Source organism: Burkholderia vietnamiensis LMG 10929, assembly GCF_000959445.1.
Lineage (GTDB): Bacteria > Pseudomonadota > Gammaproteobacteria > Burkholderiales > Burkholderiaceae > Burkholderia > Burkholderia vietnamiensis.
Window position 1 is genome coordinate 1,341,239 of the sequence record NZ_CP009631.1, and the last position, 21,537, is coordinate 1,362,775.

Genomic DNA, 21,537 nt, shown 5'->3' on the forward strand with positions numbered 1-21,537 from the left:
TTGTTGCTCGATAGATTTTTGATGACATGAAAAATCATCAACGAAATCAGTTGGTTGGTTGAATGTTTGCTAGACATTGATTTTCGTACTTGATTGTCTTCTGTTGCTTTTGTCTATCACATTGGGCGATCTGTTGTTCACTTATCAATGTTCACAAGATTGAGCGTGCGCATTGTTTTGCGTATTGTTCGATCACGCATCGCACGATGCGCTTTCGATAGACACCTAAACGTGAGAGAGAAAATGTCCAGCAAACAAAAAGTCACGATTCTTGCAATCAATGTTCGTAGTGGCGTTAGTGCGAAAACGGGTCGGCCTTATACGATTCGTGAGGCGCAATGCATTTTGGAGCAGGAGATCGAAGGGCAGCGGAGCGTGGTCGTCGGGGTGATCAATCTGCCCGATGCGCTGGCTGACCGTGATTCAGGGGAATATCTGGCTGATTTCGCGTTGGCTCAGGGTAGCGGGCCGGACTCGGGGAAGTTGGTGCCTCGTATCGTTTCGTTGGTGCCGTTCGGGATGCCGAAAGCGAAGCCGGCTTCGGGGGGCGCGACCGTCTGACGGAGGCACGCATATCGTTTGACGGTGTTGTGTCCAGTCATATCAGGACTGCTTATTTATTAAGAGATGGAGGTGGCTGGATATGGACCGTCTGTCGGCCTTTGCGGTGGACCCGGTGTCGACGCAGCTCATGTTGCTGAATCTGCTGCTGTTCGTGCATCTGGTCTGCAAGGGGGTGGAGTACGTGACGCGCGTTGTGTCGCGCCGCGATCCGCCGAAGAAGTCGATTCGTTCGAATGTGGCTCGGTCGGACGAATCCTAATCAGTGAGCCGTTTTTGAGGAGTTGGTAGATGAAGAACCTGAAGAAAAAACTTGCCATCGTTGCTGCTGGCGGTGCTGCTGCTCTGCTGTCGTCGGCGTCGTTCGCGCAAGCGTCGGGTGTGGACGTGACGCCGATCGTTGCCTCGATTAATGGCGTCGCACCGTCGATCGTGACGATTGGTGGTGCGGTGCTGGCGATCGTGGTGCTGGCGTGGGGCTACAAGACGGTGAAGGGCTTCCTCGGTCGTTGATCGGGGTTCCGGCGAGGAAGTTAAGGGCGTTCGGGCGACTGAGCGCCCTTTTTTGAGGGCTCTTAGGAGGCCGTATGGCGGTATCCGGTGTCGTGTGTGGGCCGGGTGGTCAAGCCGGTGTGACGTATGCGGAGTTGTATGGGGCGCAGATCGAATGTGGGGCTGATTCAAACGGAAATACGTTGTATTTGCAGGTGTCAACGTTGGCTGGCGATCAGCCAGTGTCCGGTGGCGAGATTGTAGGGTTGCAGATTGGTGCGGCGTGTCTCGGTGTCCTTGCGGTTGCTTGGGGCATTCGTGCATTGATGAGTTTTCTCAATTCATCGGGAGATGCGTGATGGTTTCGAGGCGGTATGTTGTGCGGTCGGCATTTGTTGCTGCTCTGATTGCTGCTGTTGGGGGCTTCGTTCTGGGCATGTGTTACCGAATTAATGAGTTGTTTTGGAGAGTGGCTGTTGGATTAGGTGGTGATGTTGCGATAGTGGGAGATTTTGTGCAGTTGCTCTGTTTGGTCGGGGTGGTGTCGTTTGCGGTTGGGGGATTTTTGTCGATGACGCCGGACTTGGTTTTGGAAGTGATCGATCGGCGGAGGGCGAAATGACGTGGTTTTACGAGTGCGTCGGAATTGTGGTCGCGACGCTGCTGTTGGCCGGTTACATCATCTTCGGTTGACACTATGTTCAAGCGATTCGTTATCGCATTCGCGCTCATTTCGATGCTATGTCATCAGCAAGCGGCGAATGCTCAGGCGTTGGCCGTATTGGAGCCGGTATTCAACGGCGTGATAAATCGAGCTGTTGGTGGGGCGATTCTTGCGAATCTAGAGCGGCGCGGCCTTGTTACTGCGGCTAACGATGCCGTGTTCCAGAGCACGATGAAATGGGTTGGTCAGGCTGCGAACGATGCGTCGTATGTTGGGGCAGCGGCGGGGACGGTCGCAAGTATTGCCGGTGCGCCGGTGTGGCTCGCTACTGCGGTAGGTGTTGGTGCGCTGGCGGCTGCTGGTGCTGTGGCTTGGGGGGTGTATGAGTTGACGCAGAGTGGTACGGCGTCGGCTCCTCAGTTGACGCTGACTCCGACGACGACTGCGACTGCTCCGGGCGGTGCTTCGTCGCCCAATGGGGCTTCTTCACCGGGCGGTGCTTCGTCTCCGAGTGGTGGTAGTGGACCGGTTCAGGAGGTGCCGGCGGGTGGCGGGCTTTATTCCGGGCCTAGCAAGGTGACACCGGGATACGGTGCGTTGCCGTCGAACTATCAGTTTTATGTGGCGACGTATTACGCCGGTAACGCCGTTGTTGGAGCCTGTAGTTCTCAACGCGATTGCGTGGTGCAGGCGGCGCTTTTTGACTCTCAGCATTGCGCGCCTCCGGTGACCGCGTTTTCTGGTGCTAGCGGTTGTCAGATCGTTGTTGATGCGGCGCCGTCGTCGGGGATTGTCGCGTCGGATGGTGTGACCTTAAACAGGTACGTCGGGCACTTGACTTACACCGATGCGAATTCGGTGGTTCAGAGCTTTGATGACGGGTATTGGGTTTATGAGAACCCTGGTTATGTGCCGTCGACCCAGCCTCAGCCGGTTACGGGAACGCTCACGCAATTGCCGATCACGAATGACATGCTGACGGCTCCTGCGCCGAATGAGCTTACGTCTCAGCTCGCGGAGAAGCTTTGGGAGAAGGCGTCGGCGATGCCTGGTTATAACGGATATCCCTATTCGTCGGTCAATCCAGTTTCAAGCGCGGATCTCGCGTCGTCGGGCCAATCTCCGACTTGGAGTGATCTGGTCGAGGGCACGCCCAAAGCATCCGTGTCTGATTCAACGGTGTCGATTGCTCCGGATTTCTATCCGTCAACCGGCACGGGTACAGGTACGTCACCGTCGAACAGCTCGGGTTGCGTGGCTGGCTCTCAATTGGCTGGCTGTGTGCCGCTTGGTGATGTTCCTGCATCTGCTCCGATACCAGCGAGTGAAACGTCGATTCCGTTTACGCCGTGGTCTATCGGTTCGGTCGACGGTACGTGTCCTGCGCCTCAAACCGTTCGCATTTTTGACGCTGACTATTCATTTTCTTTCGACCCGTTCTGCACAGTGGTGCAGAAGCTGAGGCCGCTCGTGTTGGCTCTTTGTGCGTTGGCTGCTGCGTTCATTGTCGCGATGGGGGTGTCGTTATGAGGATGCTGTTCGTATTTGCGATCGTAGTAAGTGTGTGGTTCGGTTGGATGCTTGGATCGGCGGGGCATTCGTCGCGTGATGCGGTCGACGTGGTGCACGGCGTTACGGGGTATGAGCGATGACATGGGCGACGTTTCTTCTGAGCTTAGTTCAGCCGATCATCGTCCAGGCGCTGATTGCGCTCGGTGTCGGTGTGGTGACGGTCGCGGGAATCGATGCCGCGCTGAATCAGACTATGGACTGGATGACTTCATCGGTTGGCGGGCTTCCGTCCGACTTGGCGAACATTTTGGCGATGGGCGGTGTGTTTCAGGGGATCGGCTATATCGGTGGTGCGTTTAGCGCGCGCGTGGCTATGGCCGGGGTGTCGAGCATGAAGAAGTTTTTCGTGAAATGAGCATTGACCTTGTGACGGGCACGCCCGGTAGCGGCAAGACACTGCATACCGTAGACCGTTTGCGGCGAGAAGCGAAGGCAGGGCGGCGGATTTTGGTCGATGGGATTCGTGATTTAGCAGTCGATCACGTATTGGTTGACGAGCAGTGGATCAGAAAGTGGTGGGAGCATTGTCAGCCAAATGATTTGATCGTGATCGATGAAGTGCAGCGCATTTGGCCTCCGGTTTCGGTGAGCGTGAAGCCGACTGAGGATATTGAGAAGCTGCACGTGCATCGCCATTTCGGCGTGGATTTCATTTTGATCACGCAGCATCCGCAGCGTTTGAATAAGACGATCCGTGATCTCGTCGGACACCATGTTCACGTGCGGCGTTTGTTCGGCGGCCGAAGAGCGATGTTGTATGAGTGGGATCACGCGCATAACCCGCAGAGTTTGGCGGGTGCGGTTAAGAGGCCGTGGTTTTATCCGAAGGATGTATTTCAGCTCTATACGAGCGCTGAGCTGCATACGAAACCGAAGGCGGTGATACCGAAGGCGCTGATCGTGTTGCCGATTGCGGCGGTTTTCGCGGTCGTTTTAGGGTGGAAAAGCTTCAAGAGTGTGAGTAGCGGTTTCGGTATTAGTCCGGCTGCATCGGTCGCAAGTGGTGCGAGCAGTGCCTCGGTCGGTAGTGGTCCCGCTAGGGCTGGTGGGAATGGCGGGTCGAGTAAGTGGCGTGTTGCGGGTCAGTATTCAGTAGATGGGCGCGGCTACGTTTTGCTGACTGATAGCGATGGTCGTTTTCGCCGTGAGTCGGCGGATGGCTTTCGTGGCGAAACATTGGACGTTAGTGGCACGGTGGATGGGGAGCGTGTAGCTGTTTGGACGGGCAGCGTAGGTGGTGCGACAGGGGCGCGGAAATGAGAAACATCGTTGCTGATCGGTCTTGTCGAGTGAAAGGTGGCCGCGCGTCGAGTTTCGCTGGTGGACTGTTGTTCGCGTCGTCCGTGTTTGCCGCTGGTGTTCCACCGTTGCCGACGTTACCGGGTTTCGGGGTGTCCGCGCCATTGTCTGCGGGGCCGGTGTCAGTTGCGTCGCCTGATTCGTTGCCGAGCGTGCCGCTAAAGCCGCTGCCTCGGGTGAAGGGCGGGGCGTTCGATCTGCGGTATGTGAGCGTTGGTCAGTTGGTCGATCTGTTGTACGGCGATGCAATGCACGTGCCGCACGTGATCGATTCGGAGGTGTTGCAAGACGGTCGGCTGGTGTCGTTTCAGTACGACGGCAAGTCGGGCGATCTTCGGTCGTTCGTGAAGGTGTTTCTCGATTCGCAAGGCTTCAAGGTTGAGACGCGAGACGGTGTGGATTTTGTATCGCGGAAGGCTGCATCGGAGGTCAAGGCGCCGGATCGAGAGACGTTCGTATATCGCCCGCGCTTTCGGACGGCGGACTATCTGGCGAGGGTGTTACAGCCGCTGTTTTCGGGGCGTATGACGGCTGCTGCGGGTGGTGCTTCGGCGTTGCCCCTAGGAGACGTTGCGCAAGTGCCGGTAGCTGCGTCTGGCGTTGCTGCGGCTCCCCCGCGTACGGTTGCGTTGCCGTCGGCGCGTCCGTCGATCTCGGCGGGTGACGAGCTGGTATTCAGCGGAGAAGCGTCGGAGATTCGCGATCTGAAAAAGGTGATTGCCGAGTTGGATCGTGAGGCCGGCGAGGTTGTTGTGCGCGGCTGGGTGTATGAGGTGTCGGACGTCAATTCACGTAATTCGGCGTTCAGCATCGCGGCGAACGTGTTGGGCGGCAAGCTCGGTTTTTCGAACGGATCGACCGATGCTGATCCTACGGCGTTGCGGTTCTCGAGCACGGTGCTTGATGCGGCGATTTCGGCGCTCGATGCAGACAGTCGGTTCAAACAGGTGAGCGATCCGCATGTGCGGGTGGTGTCCGGCGAGCGGGTGAGGCTCAACGTTGGCGCACAGGTGCCGACGCTGGGGAGCATCAGCTATCAAGGGCAAAGCGGGACGCCGGTGCAGTCGGTCGAGTATCAGGACGCCGGTTTGATATTCGATGTTCAGCCGGTAGTGCTCGGTGATGCGATACAGGTCCGCTTATCTGAGCAGCTATCGAGTTTCGTTGCGACGACAACCGGCGTGAATAACTCGCCGACGAAAAACACGCGGGAAATGTCGACGGTTGTGAATATGAAGGATGGTGAGGTCATCGTGCTCGGTGGGCTTGTGCAGGATCAGGACACGTCGTCGCGCAATTCGATTGGTTGGTTGCCGAGCTTTCTCGATGGAAGGTCGGGTTCGAAAGGGCGTACAGAAGTGCTGTTGGTGTTGCAGGTGAGCAAGGTGTCGGACCTGTAACGAAGCGGTAGCGGTCGCGCTGCGGTCAAGGCTCGCGTAGCGACCCGGAGGGCTTGGCCTTGACGGCAGCTATACCGCTGCACGCTCTGGCGATGGGTTGTGTCGGCCATAGGACGGCACAACCCATGCCGAACAGCGCGCCGGTTGGGTGCGAGCGATTGGAGTGGGGAGTTTGGGGGTAATCGCTGCGGGCGGCTCGCCAGGCGCAGCGGGAGCGCGCAAGGCGGGCCGCGCGCAGCGCGGCCCCTAAACTTGTATCAGGGACACTTAACGTATGAGGGCGGCAATGGTGCGCGATATCGCTGCGGATATGAGCAGAAAGATGGGCGGCTTGTTTGAGGTTTCGTTTGAGGGTAACTGCGTTTTGTTGGGTGTAGTTCGCGGTCTGACCTTGTGGACCTCGGAGGGGCGACTACCGGTCATGGTCGTGAGGCGTGGTGCCGATATGTGTTTGGTTGCTGGTCCGTTTGTGCTGCTTGACGTAGATGAGAGTGAAGGCCCGGATAAGCATTGGGTGTATTTGAGATTGGAGGGATTGGACGGCCGGTGCGTTCGCCGTTTTCGTACGGCGGAGTTGCTAAAGCGCTGGCTAGACGATGTACGCGGGCGGTTGCATGTGGCGTTTCACGGTGAGTTGGTGGTCTGATGTTGAGGAAACCGATATGTCAGTGAACGAATCTCCGGCCCTTGGCGCGATCTATTTCGATCGCGGAGTGCAGTTGGTGGCTGTTTTCCCTAAGTTGCTTGTGGAGGCGCCGCAAGGTCGCGCTCCGGTAATGGTGGTGAAGCGGAAGCGTGATTTTTACGTGGTTGCAGGGGCGTTGATTCTGGTGACGCTCGATGGTGGCGTCCGTCGTACGCCCTGTTGGTTTCAGTTTGAGCGAATCGGCTTCGATGGCGAAGGGGTTCGGCGGTTTGGTTCGCTGGATCAAGTGCAGGCGTGGATCGCTCGTACGTTGGTCGGACGCGCTGAGCGGGAGCTGTTTGAGTCGATTTTTATGTAGGCCAGTAAAAGAAAAAGCCCTGACCGCGGCAACGGTGCAGGGCTCGGACAACAGCATTACAAGGACTAGTTGCAATGCACGACGAGAGTATAGGTGATTTCTCGGCGTTTAGCCGGGAGTGGGTGGTTCGTGGCCGGAACTTCGGGGATGGGCTGGTCGAGGTGACTGTTGATCGGTTCGATCGGTACTTGGGCGCGTTGTCGTTGAACGCTAGACCGAAGGCGAAGCGCGGCGAGTCGGATAACAGCGAAGCGAATCTTAAGGACGCGGAGCGAAGGGCTAAACAGCAGGTGCGGCTTCGCTGTAAGGCGATTGGTGCTGATCGCATGATCACGCTGACGTATCGCGAGAATATGCAGGACAAGGCGCGTGCAAAGCGAGATTTCGATCGTTTTCGTCGACGGGTGTCCCGAGTGGCCGACTTTCACTACGTTGCCGTGCTTGAGCGTCAGGAGCGTGGTGCGTGGCATGTGCACATCGCGGTGAAGGGGCGGCAAAATTATCGGGTGTTGCGACGAATTTGGTTAAGCGTCGTTGGAGTCGGGAACGGCAATATTCATGTGCGCAACCCGTTTCGAGAAAAGGGGTTGAGGCACAAGCTGGCGTCGTACCTCGCGAAGTATATTTCGAAGGATTTTTCTGAGCACAAGCTTAATGAGAAGCGGTATTGGACAAGTCGAGGCGTGGTTGTGCCTGAGGTTGTGCCGATCGATCACATCGTGTCGGATAGTCCTGTTGGTGCGTTGCGAATTGCGTTTGAGGCGGCGATGCGTGTTGGTGCGACGCTGGATCGGTGTCAGACGTATTGGAATGAGGCGTTAGGGTGTTTTTGGCTTTCGACTCGGGAGGCGTGATGGATGTCGAGACGTTTCTCTCGGTCGAGGAGGTGGAGGTTTTGACGGGGCGTAAGTTGAAGTCGAAGCAAATCGATGCGCTTCGTCGCATGGGGATAGCGTTCTATGTGAACGCTGCTGGTCGGCCGATTGTGGCTCGGTCGACGATCGAGGGTAAGCGCGAGAATGCTCCTCGAGCCGTGCGACGCGGTTGGGAGCCGCGTGTGATTATTGGATGAAATGGGCCGACGTAGAACGAAGAATCTCAATCTCCCGCCCCGTATGCGAGCACGGACGCAGAGGAGCGGTGTCGTTTACTACTATTACGACACGGGCGGCGTTCCGCGTAAGGAAATTCCGTTAGGTTCGGATTTTGTCGAGGCCGTGCGGAAGTGGTCGGAGTTGGAGCTGGATAACCGGTCGCGTCATACCGAGCTGGTGACGTTTCGGTATGCGGCCGAGCGGTACATGAGGGACGTGTTGCCGCTGAAATCTCGGCGGACGCAGCGCGACAATCTGGTCGAGTTGGAGAATCTGTTTAAGTTCTTCGATGATCCTCCGGCGTTGTTGAGCGACGTTCGGCCGGTGCATGTTCGTCAGTACTTGTCCTGGCGGATGGAACAGGCGAAGGTATGGTACGTCGAGCGAAAGAAGCTGGTGCCTGAGAAGGCCGGACATGTTCGCGCGAATCGCGAGATTGCACTGTTTTCCCACATCTTTAACTTCGCGCGCGAGCACGGCCTAACCGATGCGACGAATCCTAGTACCGGAGTTCGCCGAAACAAGGAGACCGGACGCAACGTGTACGTCGAGGATGATGTGTTTCAGAAAGTTTGGGAGGCTGCTGATCAGCCGTTGCGCGATGCGATGGATCTTGCGTATCTGACGGGGCAGCGGCCGGCCGATACGCTCAAGTTTGATGAACGCGACATTAAAGACGGCGAGCTGTGGGTTGAGCAGGGCAAGCGCGGTAAACGTCTCCGGATTTCGGTTACGGGGCGGTTGGCGGATGTGTTGGAGCGAATTCGCGGTCGGAAGAAGGGGTACAAGGTCGTCAGCACTGCGCTAGTGGTGAATGAGGCCGGCGAGCGGTTGATGGCGGACGCGCTCCGGTTTCGGTTTGATCGTGCGCGCGAGCTGGCGGGTGTGCCAAAGGACGCGTTCCAGTTCCGGGATCTTCGCGCGAAAGCGGGGACAGATAAAACCGAGTTGGCCGGCGATATTCGAGCGGCGCAGCGTCAGTTGGGGCACAAGTCGCTTGCGATGACCGAGCACTACGTGCGCGAGCGCAAGGGTGATAAGGTCGATCCGACGAAGTGAGGGTGATATGGCGGGAAAGCTGAATTCGATCGAGCGCCAGCGTGAGCTGCGGGAGCGGTTTCGTCAGGCGGACGCAATTTCGCGGTTGGAGGGGTATGAGCCGGGCCATTTCGAGGAGACTCAGAAAGAGCGGTTGATCGCTGGGGAGATCACCACTGAGGAGTTCGTCACTGTTATGGCTGCCCACGTTCGTGGCGATGTGACAGATCGGTGAGTCGTGCAATCAGTGTGCGAACATGTTTCGCTCGCAGCGAAATATTTCTTGAAATGGCGAACTCGATTGGCTATATTGGTCGTGAGGCTAACAGAGACAACTGTCGTGTCTGTGGGGTGTGTAAGCACCCTGTGGGGCCGCAAGGTCCTGTCTTTCGCTAGGCCGTGTGCCGTGCGCCGTGGAGCCGAGTATCTGGACGGACCATGACGATGCTGCCGATGCGAGCATGCCCGGGACGACACCGGGCATGCATTGGGAATAGAGGGGAAAACCTGCCGTTTGCTCTGCTTGGTTACGGACGACAGCCACGATCTGCGCATTTCGCTCAGACCGGTGGTGTAGCCAAGGAGAACAACCATGCATCATGTTCGAAAGCCTCCCAAACGGCGGGGGCCGAGGAGCCGGGTCAAGTCGTGGTTGACGCGTCCGGAGACGATCAAGGTGGCTGTTGCCATCTTGCAATTGATCGATCTGGTCGTGAAGATTTTCGACAAGCCCTGAGGCAATTCGGCACCCCTTTATTTCAAACCGGGAATGAACCATGTTGTACCGAGCATTGAAACTACTGAGGACGTACCATCAGCTCACGCAGGTCGAGCTGGCGAAGCGTCTTGGCATTTCGAACTCGTATCTAAGTGAGATCGAGAAGGGTGATAAAGCACCTGGCTTGGACTTGCTTGGCAAGTATTCGGAAGTGTTCAAGATGCCGACGTCGTCCATTTTGCTCTTCTCTGAAACCATGGAAGGAGAACGGACGCGTGGCGGTAAGCTGCGTATTGCCGCGGCGGACAAGATTCTGCGTCTCCTTGAATGGTTAGAAGAGCGCGATGAAATCGAAAAACACGCCTGAGCGCTATGCGCTCCATCAATCCCCGCTGTATCGCTTGAGGGGGAAAGGGCAGTTCGAGAAGGTAGTGGGTGTCGCGTGGAGCGCAGTTAGCAAGCTACTCGCTTCCGATTGCTACCGAGTCTGGGAAAACGATAAGGGACGGGAGATCCAGCAGCCAATCGGTTGGCTGGGTCAAGTCCACGGCCGCATAGGTAAGCTGCTTTCCCGGATTGAACTGCCCGACTATCTGTATTCGCAAAAGGGGCGTTCATACGCTGACAACGCTCGACAGCATGTCGGGTCAACGCCTCTCATCAAGACTGATATCCACAAGTTCTATCCGAGCACCACGCGGCAGATGGTCTATCGAATGTTTCTCGTGGATTTTATGTGCGCGGAGGACATTGCCCATCGTCTAGCCGATATTTGCTGTTATCGGCAGGAGCATCTTCCGACGGGAAGTGCGTTGAGCGGCCGGGTCGCTTTCTTTGCGGCAAGGCATATGTTCGACGATATCGCCGAACTGGCAGAGGGCGAGCAATGTCGAATGACTGCTTACGTAGACGATGTAACGATTTCGGGACCGGCCGCCACGAAGAAGCTGTTGGGCGAGGTTCGGAAGGTGGTTAGTAGGTACGGCTATAAGACCAAGCAGAAGAAATCGAAAACCTATGCCGCGACGTCGGTCAAGGTTGTCACGGGCGCGGTTGTGGTTGAACGCGAGCTGCGACTTCCAAACGAACGGCATCGCAAGATATGGCGGACGAAGCAGGAGCTGTTGCGTTGTGGCGGTGAGGAAAAGGCGAAACTGATGCGGGCCTTAAGGGGCCGGCTGCAGGAAGCAAGTCAGATTCTGGACAACCCTGGCGCGGAGCCGCGTGGCTAAGATTCGCGATGCAGGTGTGGTTGCCTGCATGCTGTTTGCGGAGCATGGGCTGGTTTGCGGAGCAAAGAAAAAGGGCCCAGCTTGCGCTGAGCCCTTTCTGCATTTGGTGGCGAATCAGGGACTCGAACCCCGGACCTGCGGATTATGATTCCGTCGCTCTAACCGACTGAGCTAATTCGCCGAAGACTTGAATTATGTAGATCTACCGCCCGGCTGTCAACACCTTTTTCGATCTTCCCCGAAAAAAGTTGCCGACCGTCTCATGCCGGCGCCGACCGCGCGGGCGAAACACCGCCCGCGCACCCGTCGTCAATCCTGCGCGTAGATGTTCGAGTTCTTCGTGTCCTTCACGAACAGCACGCCGATCACGAACGTCGCCAGCGCGATCACGATCGGATACCAGAGCCCCGAATAGATGTCGCCCTTCGCCGCGACGATCGCGAACGCGGTCGCGGGCAGGAAGCCGCCGAACCAGCCGTTGCCGATGTGATACGGCAGCGACATCGACGTGTAGCGGATCCGCGTCGGGAACATCTCGACCAGCATCGCGGCGATCGGCCCGTACACCATCGTCACGTAGATCACGAGGATCGTCAGGATCACGATGGTCATCGGCCAGTTCAGTTGCGCCGGATCGGCCTTCGCCGGGTAGCCGGCGCCCTTCAGCGTCGACGCGAGCGTCTTGTCGAACGCCGCGCCTTGCGCCTTCGCATCGGTGGCTTTGCCGTCATAGGCCGGGATCACCGTGTCGCCCACCTTGATCTGCGCCATCGTACCGGCCGGCGCCGCGACGTTCTCGTAGTTCAGGCCGGCTTTCGCGAGCGCGCTCTTCGCGATGTCGCACGAGCTCGTGAACTTCGATGTCCCCACCGGATTGAACTGGAACGAGCAGGTGGCCGGATCGGCGAGCACCGTGATCGGCGCCTTCTGCGTCGCGAGTTCGAGCTGCGGGTTCGCGTAGTGCGTGAGCGCCTTGAACAGCGGGAAGTACGTGAGCGCCGCGATCAGGCAGCCGGCGAGGATGATCGGCTTGCGGCCGATCTTGTCCGACAGCGAGCCGAAGAACAGGAAGAACGGCGTGCCGATCAGCAGTGCGATCGCGATCAGGATGTTTGCGCTTGCACCGTCCACCTTCAGCGTCTGCGTGAGGAAGAACAGCGCATAGAACTGGCCCGTGTACCAGACGACGGCCTGGCCGGCGGTCAGCCCGACGAGCGCCAGAATCACGATCTTCAGGTTCTTCCACTGGCCGAACGCTTCGGTCAGCGGCGCCTTCGACGTCTTGCCCTCGGCCTTGATGCGCAGGAACACCGGCGACTCGTTCAGCTGCATCCGGATCCACACCGACACCGCGAGCAGCAGGATCGACGCGACGAACGGCACGCGCCAGCCCCAGTTGCCGAACGCTTCCTCGCCGATGAAGGTGCGCACGCCGAGGATCACGAGCAACGACAGGAACAGGCCGAGCGTCGCGGTGGTCTGGATCCACGCGGTGTAGAAGCCGCGGCGGTTGGCCGGCGCATGCTCGGCGACGTAGGTCGCCGCGCCGCCGTACTCGCCGCCGAGCGCAAGGCCCTGCAGCAGCCGCATCGCGATGAAGATCACCGGCGCAGCAATGCCGATCGACGTGTAGCCGGGCAGGAAGCCGACCACGAAGGTCGAGATGCCCATGAGGACGATCGTCACGAGGAACGTGTGCTTGCGGCCGACCAGGTCACCGAGGCGCCCGAACACGATCGCGCCGAACGGGCGCACCGCGAAGCCGGCCGCGAAGCCGAGCAGCGTGAAGATGAACGCGGCAGTCGGGTTGACCCCGGAGAAGAAGCTCTTGCTGATGTAGGCCGCGAGTGATCCGGCCAGATAAAAGTCGTACCACTCGAACACGGTGCCGAGCGACGACGCGAAGATCACCTTCTTTTCTTCGCCCGTCATCGGCGAGTGCGAAATTTGCTCGCCTAGCGTTGCCATGAATCGTCTCCAAGTCCCTTGATATAGATGTGCGGCCGCTTTGGGAGGGCGGGCCTGACGACGATTATTGGCACGGAAACTTACGGCGCACTGACTCGCATGCACAAATTGACTGCGCGTTAACCCGCGACGAATCGGTGGTTTCGCGGCCCGATCGTGCCGCAAACAGGCGGTAAAACACCGGTTTCGCCGCGATTCGTCACGCGCCTGTCAGGGTTAATCCGCAGCGCTGCCTGACAGCGGCAGGCTGATGCGCACCAGCGTGCCCGCGAGGCGCGGCGTCTGCTGGTACACGTGATCGTCGAGCGTCAGCGTGCCGCCGTGCTGCTCGGCGATCTCGCGCACGATCGACAGCCCCAGGCCGCTGCCGTCGCCTTCGCGGCCGAGGATCCGGTAGAAGCGCTCGACCACGCGGCCGCGTTCGGCCGCCGGGATGCCGGGGCCGGTGTCCTCCACTTCGAGGTGGACGCGCTGCGCGTCGCGCTCGGCGCGCACGCGCACCGTGATGCGGCCGCCGTCGGGCGTGTAGCGGATCGCGTTGTCCACCAGGTTGCCGAGCATTTCGCGCAGCATCATGGGGTTGCCGTCGACGTTGAGCGGCGCGTCGTCGTCCGGGCCTTCGTAGCCGAGGTCCATCCCCTTCGCGAGCGCGGCCTGCACCCAGTCGCGCACCGTGCGGCGCGCGAGCTCGGCGATCTCGACCGGCTCCAACGTCAGCCCGCTCGCGCGGTTCTCGGCGCGCGCCAGCGCGAGCAGTTGCGTGACGAGCCGCGCGGCCTGTTCGGAACTGGTCGCGATCTGCTCGAGCGAGCGCTGCACGTCGGGCGGCACCGGATGACGCAGCGCGAATTCGGCCTGCGTGCGCAGCCCGGCGAGCGGCGTCTTCATCTGGTGCGCGGCGTCGGCGATGAAGCGCTTCTGCAGCGCCATGTTCTGTTCGAGGCGCGCCAGCAGATCGTTGAACGACGTGACGAGCGGCTCGATCTCGGGCGGCGCGCGCTGCGCCTCGACCGGCGACAGGTCGTCGGGCCGCCGCGCGCGGATGTGCGCCTGCAGCGCGTTGAGCGGCGCGAGCCCGCGCGACAGCCCGAACCAGACGAGCAGGATCGCGAGCGGCAGGATCACGAACTGCGGCAGGATCACGCCCTTGATGATGTCGTTCGCGAGCGCGTTGCGCTTGTCGAGCGTCTCGCCGACCTGCACGAGCACCGGCTGCGGGCCGCCCGGCGTCGGCAACGCGACGGTCGTGTACGCGACGCGCACGTCGTTGCCGCGCAGCAGATCGTCGCGGAACACGACGACGCCCGGCGGCGGCCGGTCTTCTTCGCGCGGCAGCGGCATGTCGGCCTCGCCCGCGACCAGCTCGCCGCGCGTGCCGAGCACCTGGAAATACACGCTGTCGACGTTGTCCGCGCGCAGGAAGTCGCGCGTCTGCTGCGGCAGCGTCAGCTCGGCGACGCCGTTGACCGGGTGGATCTGCCGCGCGAGCACGTACGCGTTGGTCTCCAGCGCGCGATCGAACGGGCCGTTGGCGATCGTCTTCGCGACCAGATAGGTGACGGCGATGCTCATCGGCCACAACAACAGGAGCGGCGCGAGCATCCAGTCGAGGATCTCGCCGAACAGCGAGCGCGGGCGCGCGGCCTCGGGCGTCTCGGTTTCGTCGGGCGGCGCGAACGGGTTCTCGTAGCGCGCATCGCGCGCGGCGTCGGCGGCGGACGGTTGTTCGCCGGCCGAAGGGCGGGAATGGACCGGCGAGGCCATCGCGGCGACGGCCGGGCTCAGCGCAGCGGCGTGCCGGCCGCCGCGGGCGGCGCAGCGGCAGCCGGGTCGGCCGGCGCCGCGGGCGCGGCTTTCTCGAGGCAGTAGCCGAGGCCGCGCACGGTGGAGATCCGCACGCCGCTCGGCTCGATCTTCTTGCGCAGCCGGTGTACGTACACTTCGATCGCGTTGTTGCTGACTTCCTCGCCCCACTCGCACAGATGGTCGACGAGCTGCTCTTTCGACACGAGCCGGCCGATGCGCTGCAGCAGCACTTCGAGCAGCCCGAGCTCGCGCGCGGACAGGTCGAGCACGCGCTCGTTCGCATACGCGATGCGGCCGACCTGGTCGAACGCGAGCGAGCCGTGGCGCACGACGGTCGGGCCGCCGCCGGCGCCGCGCCGGGTCAGCGCGCGCACGCGCGCCTCGAGCTCGTTGAGCGCGAACGGCTTGGCCATGTAGTCGTCGGCGCCGAGGTCGAGCCCCTTCACGCGCTCGTCGACGCTGTCGGCGGCCGTCAGGATCAGCACGGGGAGGTTGGAATTGCGCGCGCGCAGGCGCTTGAGCACGTCGAGCCCGGACATTTTCGGCAACCCGAGATCGAGGATCAGGAGGTCGAAGCTTTGCATCGACAGGGCGGTATCGGCGTCGACGCCGGTCTTCACGTGGTCGACCGCATAGCCCGATTGGCGGAGTGACCGGGTGAGGCCGTCCGCGAGTATGCTGTCGTCTTCGGCGATGAGAATTCGCATGTTGCTGACCGATGGCCGGCGGGCGGGCGCGCCGGCGCGGCTGTCTCCGAACTGATCCGTGTACAACGCAGCCTGCATTGCGGGCTTGCATAAAACACTGTTTTTTTATACAGTGTCTGCATTCGTGGGCAGCGCTTGAAGCGGGCGCGCCTCTGACAGACGCTGCTCATCATAGCAAAGGACGATTCATGGAAGATAGCAAGAAGGGCTCCGGGATGACCGCCGAGAAGAGCAAGGCGCTGGCGGCCGCACTCGCGCAGATCGAGAAGCAGTTCGGCAAAGGGTCGATCATGCGGATGGGCGACGGCGACGTGAAGGAAGACATCCAGGTCGTCTCCACGGGCTCGCTGGGCCTCGATATCGCGCTCGGCGTCGGCGGCCTGCCGCGCGGCCGGGTGGTCGAAATCTACGGTCCGGAATCGTCCGGCAAGACCACGCTCACGCTGCAGGTGATCGCCGAGCTGCAGAAGCTGGGCGGCACGGCAGCCTTCATCGACGCCGAGCACGCGCTCGACGTCCAGTACGCGGCGAAGCTCGGCGTGAACGTGCCGGAGCTGCTGATCTCGCAGCCGGACACCGGCGAACAGGCGCTCGAAATCACCGACGCGCTCGTGCGCTCGGGCTCGATCGACATGATCGTCATCGACTCGGTCGCGGCACTGGTGCCGAAGGCCGAAATCGAAGGCGAGATGGGCGATTCGCTGCCGGGCCTGCAGGCGCGTCTGATGTCGCAGGCGCTGCGCAAGCTGACGGGCACGATCAAGCGCACGAACTGCCTCGTGATCTTCATCAACCAGATCCGGATGAAGATCGGCGTGATGTTCGGCAACCCGGAAACCACGACGGGCGGCAATGCACTGAAGTTCTATTCGTCGGTGCGTCTGGACATCCGCCGGATCGGCTCGATCAAGAAGAACGACGAGGTGATCGGCAACGAAACCCGCGTGAAGGTCGTCAAGAACAAGGTATCGCCGCCGTTCCGCGAAGCGATCTTCGACATCCTCTACGGCGAAGGCATTTCGCGTCAGGGCGAGATCATCGATCTCGGCGTGCAGGCGAAAATCGTCGACAAGGCCGGCGCCTGGTACAGCTACAACGGCGAGAAGATCGGTCAGGGCAAGGACAACGCGCGTGAATTCCTGCGCGAGAATCCCGAAATCGCACGCGAGATCGAGAACCGCATTCGCGAGTCGCTCGGTGTCGTCGCGATGCCCGATGGCGTGGTCGACGAAGCCGAGGCGATGGACGAAGAAGAGTGATGGCAGGGCGCCGAGGGCAGGCCGGCGAACCGGAAGCGAGCGACACGTCCGACGTGACGGGGCGCTCCGGCCGGCGAGCCGCATCCTCGGGCACCGACCGGCGCAGCGCGGGCAGTCGTGCCGCGCATCGCACCGAAACGAGGGCATCCGACGATGCCCTCGTTTCGTTTGAGATTGCGCCGCCGGTCGATCCGTTCGACGACGACGAATCGTTCGATGCGCACGACCGGTCGCGTCGGCGCGTGTCGGGCATCGGCATCCTCGGCGCGCGCGCGGCCGATGCCGCGGCGCCGGTCACGGAAGATGTCTACACGCGCAGCAGTCAGCATCCGCGCCGCACGCGTCGCGCGTCCGGCGGTGCTGCCGGCGAGCCTTCCGCCACCGCCGAGCGCAAATCGTCGAAGCCGCCGCGCTCGCTGAAGGGCCGCGCGCTCGGCTATCTGTCGCGGCGCGAGTACAGCCGCGCGGAGCTGGCCCGCAAGCTCGCACCGTACGTCGGCGAGGACGAATCCGTCGAGCCGGTGCTCGATGCGCTGGAGCAGGAAGGCTGGCTGTCCGACGCGCGCTTTGCCGAGAGCCTCGTGCATCGTCGCGCATCGCGTGTCGGCGTCGCGCGCATCGTGAGCGAACTGAAGCGCCATGCAGTCGGCGACACGCTCGTCGAAGAAGTGAATGCTCAATTGCGCGAGACCGAATTGACCCGCGCGCAGGCCGTCTGGCGCAAGAAATTCGGTGCGCTGCCGCAAACTCCGGCGGAGCGCGCGAAGCAGGCGCGCTTTCTCGCGGCGCGGGGCTTCTCGAGCGCGACCATCGTGAAGTTGCTGAAGGCCGGCGACGATCTCCCGATCGACGACTGACGGGCTCCGTCGCGCGCGCTGCGCGCGATTTTGCTGCAACGCAACCGCTTCCGGACAGGCGGGAATACCCGCCGTCGCGCGCCCATGCCTCAGATACCCAATATGCTAAAATCCACGGGTTTTCCTCTTCGGCCTCAACCTCCAGCATGCCGCTATCCGAGCCCGTGCCCCGTCAGTTGCGACATCGACGCGCAATCCGAGCGGAAGCCTACGAGCGCGGCGACGGCTTGTGGGACATCGAAGCCTGCCTGACCGATCACAAGCCGCGCGATGTTGCGCTTGCGTCGGGCATTCGGCCCCAGGGCTTGCCGATTCACGAACTCTGGCTGCGCGTGACCATCGATCGTGACCTCAATGTCGTCGACGCCGAAGCGTCCTCGGAATGGGTTCCCTATCCCGGTCACTGCCAATCTGCTCCTCCCGCCTATCGGGCCCTCATCGGGCTCAACCTCTTCCGCAATTTCCGCCGTAACGCGAACCGGCTGCTCGCCGGCGTCGCAGGCTGCTCCCACCTCACCGAACTGTGCGCCGTGCTGCCGACGGCGGCGATCCAGGCGTTCGCCGGTGACGTGTGGAACGTGCGCGAGGAAGGCGGCGAAGGGCCGGGCCACGGCGTGGAGCACGTCGAGCCGCCGTTCCAGCTCGGCCGCTGCCAGGCGTTGCGGTTCGACGGCGAAGTCGTGCGGCAGTATTACCCGCGCTGGTATGGTCCGATCCGGCCCGATATGCGCGTTGAAGGCAGCACGAAGGAATGAACGGAAATCATTCGAAGAAGCGTCTTAAGCGACATTTCATCCATCTCTCAGACTGAAGGGAATCACGCATGAAGATTCACGAGTACCAGGGTAAGGAAATCCTGCGGAAATTCGGAGTCGCGGTACCGCGCGGCAAGCCGGCGTTCTCGGTTGACGAGGCCGTCAAGGTGGCAGAAGAGCTGGGCGGCCCGGTGTGGGTCGTGAAGGCTCAGATTCACGCGGGTGGTCGCGGCAAGGGCGGCGGCGTGAAAGTCGCGAAGACGATCGAGCAGGTTCGCGAATACGCGAACCAGATCCTCGGCATGCAGCTCGTTACGCACCAAACGGGTCCGGAAGGCCAGAAGGTCAACCGTCTGCTGATCGAAGAAGGCGCCGACATCAAGCAGGAGCTGTACGTCAGCCTCGTCGTCGATCGCGTGTCGCAAAAGATCGTTCTGATGGGTTCGAGCGAAGGCGGCATGGACATCGAGGAAGTTGCGGAAAAGCATCCGGAACTGATCCACAAGGTCATCGTCGAGCCGTCGACGGGCCTGCTCGACGCGCAGGCGGACGACCTCGCCGCGAAGATCGGCGTGCCGGCTGCATCGATCCCGCAAGCGCGCACGATCCTGCAAGGCCTGTACAAGGCATTCTGGGAAACCGACGCGTCGCTCGCCGAAATCAACCCGCTGAACGTTTCCGGCGACGGCAAGGTCACCGCACTCGACGCGAAGTTCAACTTCGACTCGAACGCGCTGTTCCGCCACCCGGAAATCGTCGCGTACCGCGATCTCGACGAAGAAGATCCGGCTGAAATCGAAGCATCGAAGTTCGATCTCGCGTACATCTCGCTCGACGGCAACATCGGCTGCCTCGTGAACGGCGCAGGCCTCGCGATGGCGACGATGGACACGATCAAGCTGTTCGGCGGCGAGCCGGCGAACTTCCTGGACGTCGGCGGCGGCGCGACGACCGAGAAGGTCACCGAAGCGTTCAAGCTGATGCTGAAGAACCCGGGCCTGAAGGCGATCCTCGTGAACATCTTCGGCGGCATCATGCGCTGCGACGTGATCGCGGAAGGCGTGATCGCCGGTTCGAAGGCCGTGAACCTGAACGTGCCGCTCGTCGTGCGCATGAAGGGCACGAACGAGGACCTCGGCAAGAAGATGCTGGCCGATTCGGGCCTGCCGATCATCTCGGCAGACAGCATGGAAGAGGCTGCGCAGAAGGTCGTCGCGGCTGCGGCAGGCAAGTAAGCGCGCTCAATGAACACGCATGGCGGCGCGGTGTGCACGCGACGCCAATCGAACAGAGGTCAAAATACATGTCGATTCTGATCAACAAGGACACGAAGGTCATCACGCAGGGCATTACCGGCAAGACCGGTCAGTTCCATACGCGCGCCTGCCGTGAATATGCAAACGGCCGCGAAGCGTTCGTCGCGGGCGTGAACCCGAAGAAGGCCGGCGAAGATTTCGAAGGCATTCCGATCTACGCAAGCGTCAAGGAAGCGAAGGCTGAAACCGGCGCGACCGTGTCGGTCATCTACGTTCCGCCGGCAGGCGCAGCTGCAGCGATCTGGGAAGCGGTCGAAGCCGACCTCGATCTCGCGATCTGCATCACCGAAGGCATTCCGGTGCGCGACATGATCGAAGTGAAGGACCGCATGCGTCGCGAAGGCCGCAAGACGCTGCTGCTCGGGCCGAACTGCCCGGGCACGATCACGCCGGACGAGCTCAAGATCGGCATCATGCCGGGCCACATCCACCGCAAGGGCCGCATCGGTGTCGTGTCGCGTTCGGGCACGCTGACGTATGAAGCCGTTGCGCAACTGACGGCACTCGGCCTCGGCCAGTCGTCGGCGGTCGGTATCGGCGGCGACCCGATCAACGGTCTGAAGCACATCGACGTGATGCAGATGTTCAACGACGATCCGGATACGGATGCGGTCGTGATGATCGGCGAAATCGGCGGTCCGGATGAAGCCAACGCCGCTCAGTGGATCAAGGACAACATGAAGAAGCCGGTGGTCGGCTTCATCGCGGGCGTCACGGCGCCTCCGGGCAAGCGCATGGGCCACGCCGGCGCGCTGATCTCGGGCGGTGCGGACACGGCCGAAGCGAAGCTGGAAATCATGGAAGCGTGCGGCATCACCGTCACGCGCAACCCGTCGGAAATGGGCCGTCTGCTCAAGAAGGCGCTGTAAGTTCCGCGTGGTTCGTCCTGCAAGAAACGCCGGCCCAGCCGGCGTTTTTTGTTATGCTCGCGAAATTAATTTGTAAGCCGGGGCGCATGCGCACTGCGTGTGCCGACGACCAACCGGGCCGCCCGTCGGGCGGCCGTCATCCTGCACCTGCCGCCACTCATGCCTGAATTCCTGACGTCGCTGCACTGGGGCGCCGTGTTGCAGATCGTCGTCATCGACATCCTGCTCGGCGGCGACAACGCGGTCGTGATCGCGCTCGCGTGCCGCAACCTGCCGGCCAATCAGCGGCTGCGCGGCGTCGTGTGGGGCACGGCCGGCGCGATCATGCTGCGCGTCGCGCTGATCGCATTTGCAGTCACACTGCTCGACGTGCCGTTCCTGAAATTCGGCGGCGGCCTGCTGTTGCTGTGGATCGGCATCAAGCTGATGGCGCCGGCCGCCGACGCGCACGACAACGTCAAGCCGGCCGATCGGCTGTGGGACGCGGTGAAGACGATCGTGCTCGCCGACGCCGTGATGAGCCTCGACAATGTGATCGCGATCGCGGGCGCGGCCGAGCAGGCCGATCCGCAGCACCGGCTGGCGCTGGTGATCTTCGGGCTGATCGTGAGCGTGCCGATCATCGTGTGGGGCAGCACGCTGGTGCTGCGGCTGCTCGATCGCTTCCCGATCATCGTCGCGTTCGGCGCCGGCCTGCTCGGCTGGATCGCGGGCGGTTTGATGGTCCACGATCCGGTCGGCGATGGCTGGCCGGTGCTCGATACGCCGGCCGCGATCTACGGCGCGAGCATTGCCGGCGCGCTGTTCGTCGTCGCCGCCGGCTTCCTGCTGCGGCGCCGCCGCGGCATCCCGCAAGCGCATTGACGGTTGGCCGTCAGGCCGAGTGTCGGCCGCGCGGCCCGCTGGCTACGATCGAAACGCCTGCC

At 61.4% G+C, this 21,537-nt stretch carries 25 protein-coding genes and 1 tRNA gene; 22 read left to right on the forward strand and 4 right to left on the reverse strand.

Annotation, left to right across the window (positions count from 1 at the left end):
- Nucleotides 1-243: 243 nt before the first annotated feature.
- The 16 genes from AK36_RS16100 (at nucleotide 244) to AK36_RS16165 (ending at nucleotide 11,074) form a co-directional block, all read left to right on the forward strand.
- A complete protein-coding gene (locus AK36_RS16100; RefSeq protein ID WP_045578802.1) occupies nucleotides 244-561 on the forward strand; it encodes a hypothetical protein in 318 nt (105 codons plus the stop codon).
- Between the two features lie 82 nt (nucleotides 562-643).
- The gene (locus tag AK36_RS16105; protein WP_045578803.1) at nucleotides 644-823 is read left to right on the forward strand and encodes a hypothetical protein; all 180 of its coding nucleotides are present in this window, start codon (nucleotides 644-646) and stop codon (nucleotides 821-823) included.
- Nucleotides 824-852: 29 nt separating this feature from the next.
- Nucleotides 853-1,074: a major capsid protein gene (locus AK36_RS16110; RefSeq protein WP_045578804.1), complete on the forward strand. Its 222-nt coding sequence runs from the start codon at nucleotides 853-855 to the stop codon at nucleotides 1,072-1,074.
- Nucleotides 1,075-1,148: 74 nt separating this feature from the next.
- The gene (locus tag AK36_RS32985; protein ID WP_144410646.1) at nucleotides 1,149-1,412 is read left to right on the forward strand and encodes a hypothetical protein; all 264 of its coding nucleotides are present in this window, start codon (nucleotides 1,149-1,151) and stop codon (nucleotides 1,410-1,412) included.
- A 338-nt stretch (nucleotides 1,413-1,750) separates the two neighbouring features.
- On the forward strand, nucleotides 1,751-3,247 hold the full coding sequence (locus tag AK36_RS32990) for a virulence factor TspB C-terminal domain-related protein (protein WP_106919323.1): 1,497 nt from the start codon (nucleotides 1,751-1,753) through the stop codon (nucleotides 3,245-3,247).
- A 118-nt stretch (nucleotides 3,248-3,365) separates the two neighbouring features.
- On the forward strand, nucleotides 3,366-3,644 hold the full coding sequence (locus AK36_RS16115; RefSeq protein WP_045578805.1) for a DUF2523 domain-containing protein: 279 nt from the start codon (nucleotides 3,366-3,368) through the stop codon (nucleotides 3,642-3,644).
- A complete protein-coding gene (locus AK36_RS31205) occupies nucleotides 3,641-4,549 on the forward strand; it encodes a zonular occludens toxin domain-containing protein (RefSeq protein ID WP_080938679.1) in 909 nt (302 codons plus the stop codon). Before AK36_RS16115 ends, AK36_RS31205 begins: the two co-directional genes overlap by 4 nt.
- Nucleotides 4,546-5,988, forward strand: a complete 1,443-nt coding sequence (locus tag AK36_RS16125; protein WP_167343727.1) for a type II secretion system protein GspD — start codon at nucleotides 4,546-4,548, stop codon at nucleotides 5,986-5,988. The genes AK36_RS31205 and AK36_RS16125 overlap by 4 nt, the downstream gene beginning before the upstream one ends.
- Nucleotides 5,989-6,274: 286 nt before the next feature.
- On the forward strand, nucleotides 6,275-6,634 hold the full coding sequence (locus AK36_RS16130; RefSeq protein ID WP_144410647.1) for a hypothetical protein: 360 nt from the start codon (nucleotides 6,275-6,277) through the stop codon (nucleotides 6,632-6,634).
- A gap of 16 nt (nucleotides 6,635-6,650) precedes the next feature.
- The gene (locus tag AK36_RS16135; protein WP_045578809.1) at nucleotides 6,651-6,992 is read left to right on the forward strand and encodes a hypothetical protein; all 342 of its coding nucleotides are present in this window, start codon (nucleotides 6,651-6,653) and stop codon (nucleotides 6,990-6,992) included.
- A 74-nt stretch (nucleotides 6,993-7,066) separates the two neighbouring features.
- The gene (locus tag AK36_RS16140) at nucleotides 7,067-7,846 is read left to right on the forward strand and encodes a rolling circle replication-associated protein (RefSeq protein ID WP_045578810.1); all 780 of its coding nucleotides are present in this window, start codon (nucleotides 7,067-7,069) and stop codon (nucleotides 7,844-7,846) included.
- Nucleotides 7,846-8,064, forward strand: coding sequence for a DUF4224 domain-containing protein (locus AK36_RS16145; protein WP_045578811.1), 219 nt, complete (start codon nucleotides 7,846-7,848; stop codon nucleotides 8,062-8,064). Before AK36_RS16140 ends, AK36_RS16145 begins: the two co-directional genes overlap by 1 nt.
- 229 nt (nucleotides 8,065-8,293) lie before the next feature.
- On the forward strand, nucleotides 8,294-9,145 hold the full coding sequence (locus AK36_RS16150; RefSeq protein WP_230943446.1) for a tyrosine-type recombinase/integrase: 852 nt from the start codon (nucleotides 8,294-8,296) through the stop codon (nucleotides 9,143-9,145).
- Nucleotides 9,146-9,152: 7 nt separating this feature from the next.
- Nucleotides 9,153-9,359, forward strand: a complete 207-nt coding sequence (locus AK36_RS16155; RefSeq protein WP_045578813.1) for an antitoxin VbhA family protein — start codon at nucleotides 9,153-9,155, stop codon at nucleotides 9,357-9,359.
- Nucleotides 9,360-9,900: 541 nt separating this feature from the next.
- Nucleotides 9,901-10,209 (forward strand): helix-turn-helix transcriptional regulator, encoded by a 309-nt coding sequence (locus tag AK36_RS16160; protein WP_009910420.1) that lies wholly within the window; start codon nucleotides 9,901-9,903, stop codon nucleotides 10,207-10,209.
- Nucleotides 10,187-11,074 (forward strand): reverse transcriptase family protein, encoded by an 888-nt coding sequence (locus tag AK36_RS16165; protein WP_224383366.1) that lies wholly within the window; start codon nucleotides 10,187-10,189, stop codon nucleotides 11,072-11,074. The genes AK36_RS16160 and AK36_RS16165 overlap by 23 nt, the downstream gene beginning before the upstream one ends.
- 104 nt (nucleotides 11,075-11,178) lie before the next feature.
- On the opposite strand, the gene AK36_RS16170 is transcribed toward AK36_RS16165, so the two are convergent.
- From AK36_RS16170 to AK36_RS16185, 4 genes are all read right to left on the reverse strand, one after another.
- Nucleotides 11,179-11,255: transfer RNA gene (locus AK36_RS16170), tRNA-Met, on the reverse strand.
- Between the two features lie 128 nt (nucleotides 11,256-11,383).
- Entirely contained in the window at nucleotides 11,384-13,042 is a 1,659-nt protein-coding gene (locus AK36_RS16175) for an MFS transporter (RefSeq protein WP_011885931.1), read from the reverse strand.
- Nucleotides 13,043-13,258: 216 nt separating this feature from the next.
- Nucleotides 13,259-14,806: a sensor histidine kinase gene (locus AK36_RS16180; protein WP_045578814.1), complete on the reverse strand. Its 1,548-nt coding sequence runs from the start codon at nucleotides 14,804-14,806 to the stop codon at nucleotides 13,259-13,261.
- A gap of 17 nt (nucleotides 14,807-14,823) precedes the next feature.
- Nucleotides 14,824-15,555 (reverse strand): response regulator transcription factor, encoded by a 732-nt coding sequence (locus AK36_RS16185; RefSeq protein WP_011885929.1) that lies wholly within the window; start codon nucleotides 15,553-15,555, stop codon nucleotides 14,824-14,826.
- Between the two features lie 188 nt (nucleotides 15,556-15,743).
- On the opposite strand from AK36_RS16185, the gene recA reads away from it, so the two are divergent.
- From recA to AK36_RS16215, 6 genes are all read left to right on the forward strand, one after another.
- Complete coding sequence (gene recA, locus AK36_RS16190; protein ID WP_011885928.1) at nucleotides 15,744-16,814, forward strand: recombinase RecA; 1,071 nt, start codon at nucleotides 15,744-15,746, stop codon at nucleotides 16,812-16,814.
- Nucleotides 16,814-17,671, forward strand: coding sequence for a recombination regulator RecX (recX, locus tag AK36_RS16195; RefSeq protein WP_045578815.1), 858 nt, complete (start codon nucleotides 16,814-16,816; stop codon nucleotides 17,669-17,671). The genes recA and recX overlap by 1 nt, the downstream gene beginning before the upstream one ends.
- 146 nt (nucleotides 17,672-17,817) lie before the next feature.
- Complete coding sequence (locus AK36_RS16200) at nucleotides 17,818-18,426, forward strand: DUF2889 domain-containing protein (protein ID WP_011885926.1); 609 nt, start codon at nucleotides 17,818-17,820, stop codon at nucleotides 18,424-18,426.
- 68 nt (nucleotides 18,427-18,494) lie between these two features.
- A complete protein-coding gene (gene sucC, locus AK36_RS16205) occupies nucleotides 18,495-19,661 on the forward strand; it encodes an ADP-forming succinate--CoA ligase subunit beta (protein WP_011885925.1) in 1,167 nt (388 codons plus the stop codon).
- A gap of 68 nt (nucleotides 19,662-19,729) precedes the next feature.
- A complete protein-coding gene (gene sucD, locus AK36_RS16210) occupies nucleotides 19,730-20,611 on the forward strand; it encodes a succinate--CoA ligase subunit alpha (RefSeq protein WP_011885924.1) in 882 nt (293 codons plus the stop codon).
- Between the two features lie 159 nt (nucleotides 20,612-20,770).
- A complete protein-coding gene (locus AK36_RS16215; protein WP_011885923.1) occupies nucleotides 20,771-21,475 on the forward strand; it encodes a TerC family protein in 705 nt (234 codons plus the stop codon).
- Nucleotides 21,476-21,537 lie beyond the last annotated feature (62 nt).

Coding starts and splice junctions, on each gene's coding strand:
- AK36_RS16100 (WP_045578802.1), top strand. CDS start 244: ATGTCCAGCAAACAAAAAGTCACGATTCTTGCAATCAATGTTCGTAGT.
- AK36_RS16105 (WP_045578803.1), top strand. CDS start 644: ATGGACCGTCTGTCGGCCTTTGCGGTGGACCCGGTGTCGACGCAGCTC.
- AK36_RS16110 (WP_045578804.1), top strand. CDS start 853: ATGAAGAACCTGAAGAAAAAACTTGCCATCGTTGCTGCTGGCGGTGCT.
- AK36_RS32985 (WP_144410646.1), top strand. CDS start 1,149: ATGGCGGTATCCGGTGTCGTGTGTGGGCCGGGTGGTCAAGCCGGTGTG.
- AK36_RS32990 (WP_106919323.1), top strand. CDS start 1,751: ATGTTCAAGCGATTCGTTATCGCATTCGCGCTCATTTCGATGCTATGT.
- AK36_RS16115 (WP_045578805.1), top strand. CDS start 3,366: ATGACATGGGCGACGTTTCTTCTGAGCTTAGTTCAGCCGATCATCGTC.
- AK36_RS31205 (WP_080938679.1), top strand. CDS start 3,641: ATGAGCATTGACCTTGTGACGGGCACGCCCGGTAGCGGCAAGACACTG.
- AK36_RS16125 (WP_167343727.1), top strand. CDS start 4,546: ATGAGAAACATCGTTGCTGATCGGTCTTGTCGAGTGAAAGGTGGCCGC.
- AK36_RS16130 (WP_144410647.1), top strand. CDS start 6,275: ATGGTGCGCGATATCGCTGCGGATATGAGCAGAAAGATGGGCGGCTTG.
- AK36_RS16135 (WP_045578809.1), top strand. CDS start 6,651: ATGTCAGTGAACGAATCTCCGGCCCTTGGCGCGATCTATTTCGATCGC.
- AK36_RS16140 (WP_045578810.1), top strand. CDS start 7,067: ATGCACGACGAGAGTATAGGTGATTTCTCGGCGTTTAGCCGGGAGTGG.
- AK36_RS16145 (WP_045578811.1), top strand. CDS start 7,846: ATGGATGTCGAGACGTTTCTCTCGGTCGAGGAGGTGGAGGTTTTGACG.
- AK36_RS16150 (WP_230943446.1), top strand. CDS start 8,294: ATGAGGGACGTGTTGCCGCTGAAATCTCGGCGGACGCAGCGCGACAAT.
- AK36_RS16155 (WP_045578813.1), top strand. CDS start 9,153: ATGGCGGGAAAGCTGAATTCGATCGAGCGCCAGCGTGAGCTGCGGGAG.
- AK36_RS16160 (WP_009910420.1), top strand. CDS start 9,901: ATGTTGTACCGAGCATTGAAACTACTGAGGACGTACCATCAGCTCACG.
- AK36_RS16165 (WP_224383366.1), top strand. CDS start 10,187: ATGAAATCGAAAAACACGCCTGAGCGCTATGCGCTCCATCAATCCCCG.
- AK36_RS16175 (WP_011885931.1), bottom strand. CDS start 13,042: ATGGCAACGCTAGGCGAGCAAATTTCGCACTCGCCGATGACGGGCGAA.
- AK36_RS16180 (WP_045578814.1), bottom strand. CDS start 14,806: ATGGCCTCGCCGGTCCATTCCCGCCCTTCGGCCGGCGAACAACCGTCC.
- AK36_RS16185 (WP_011885929.1), bottom strand. CDS start 15,555: ATGCGAATTCTCATCGCCGAAGACGACAGCATACTCGCGGACGGCCTC.
- recA (WP_011885928.1), top strand. CDS start 15,744: ATGGAAGATAGCAAGAAGGGCTCCGGGATGACCGCCGAGAAGAGCAAG.
- recX (WP_045578815.1), top strand. CDS start 16,814: ATGGCAGGGCGCCGAGGGCAGGCCGGCGAACCGGAAGCGAGCGACACG.
- AK36_RS16200 (WP_011885926.1), top strand. CDS start 17,818: ATGCCGCTATCCGAGCCCGTGCCCCGTCAGTTGCGACATCGACGCGCA.
- sucC (WP_011885925.1), top strand. CDS start 18,495: ATGAAGATTCACGAGTACCAGGGTAAGGAAATCCTGCGGAAATTCGGA.
- sucD (WP_011885924.1), top strand. CDS start 19,730: ATGTCGATTCTGATCAACAAGGACACGAAGGTCATCACGCAGGGCATT.
- AK36_RS16215 (WP_011885923.1), top strand. CDS start 20,771: ATGCCTGAATTCCTGACGTCGCTGCACTGGGGCGCCGTGTTGCAGATC.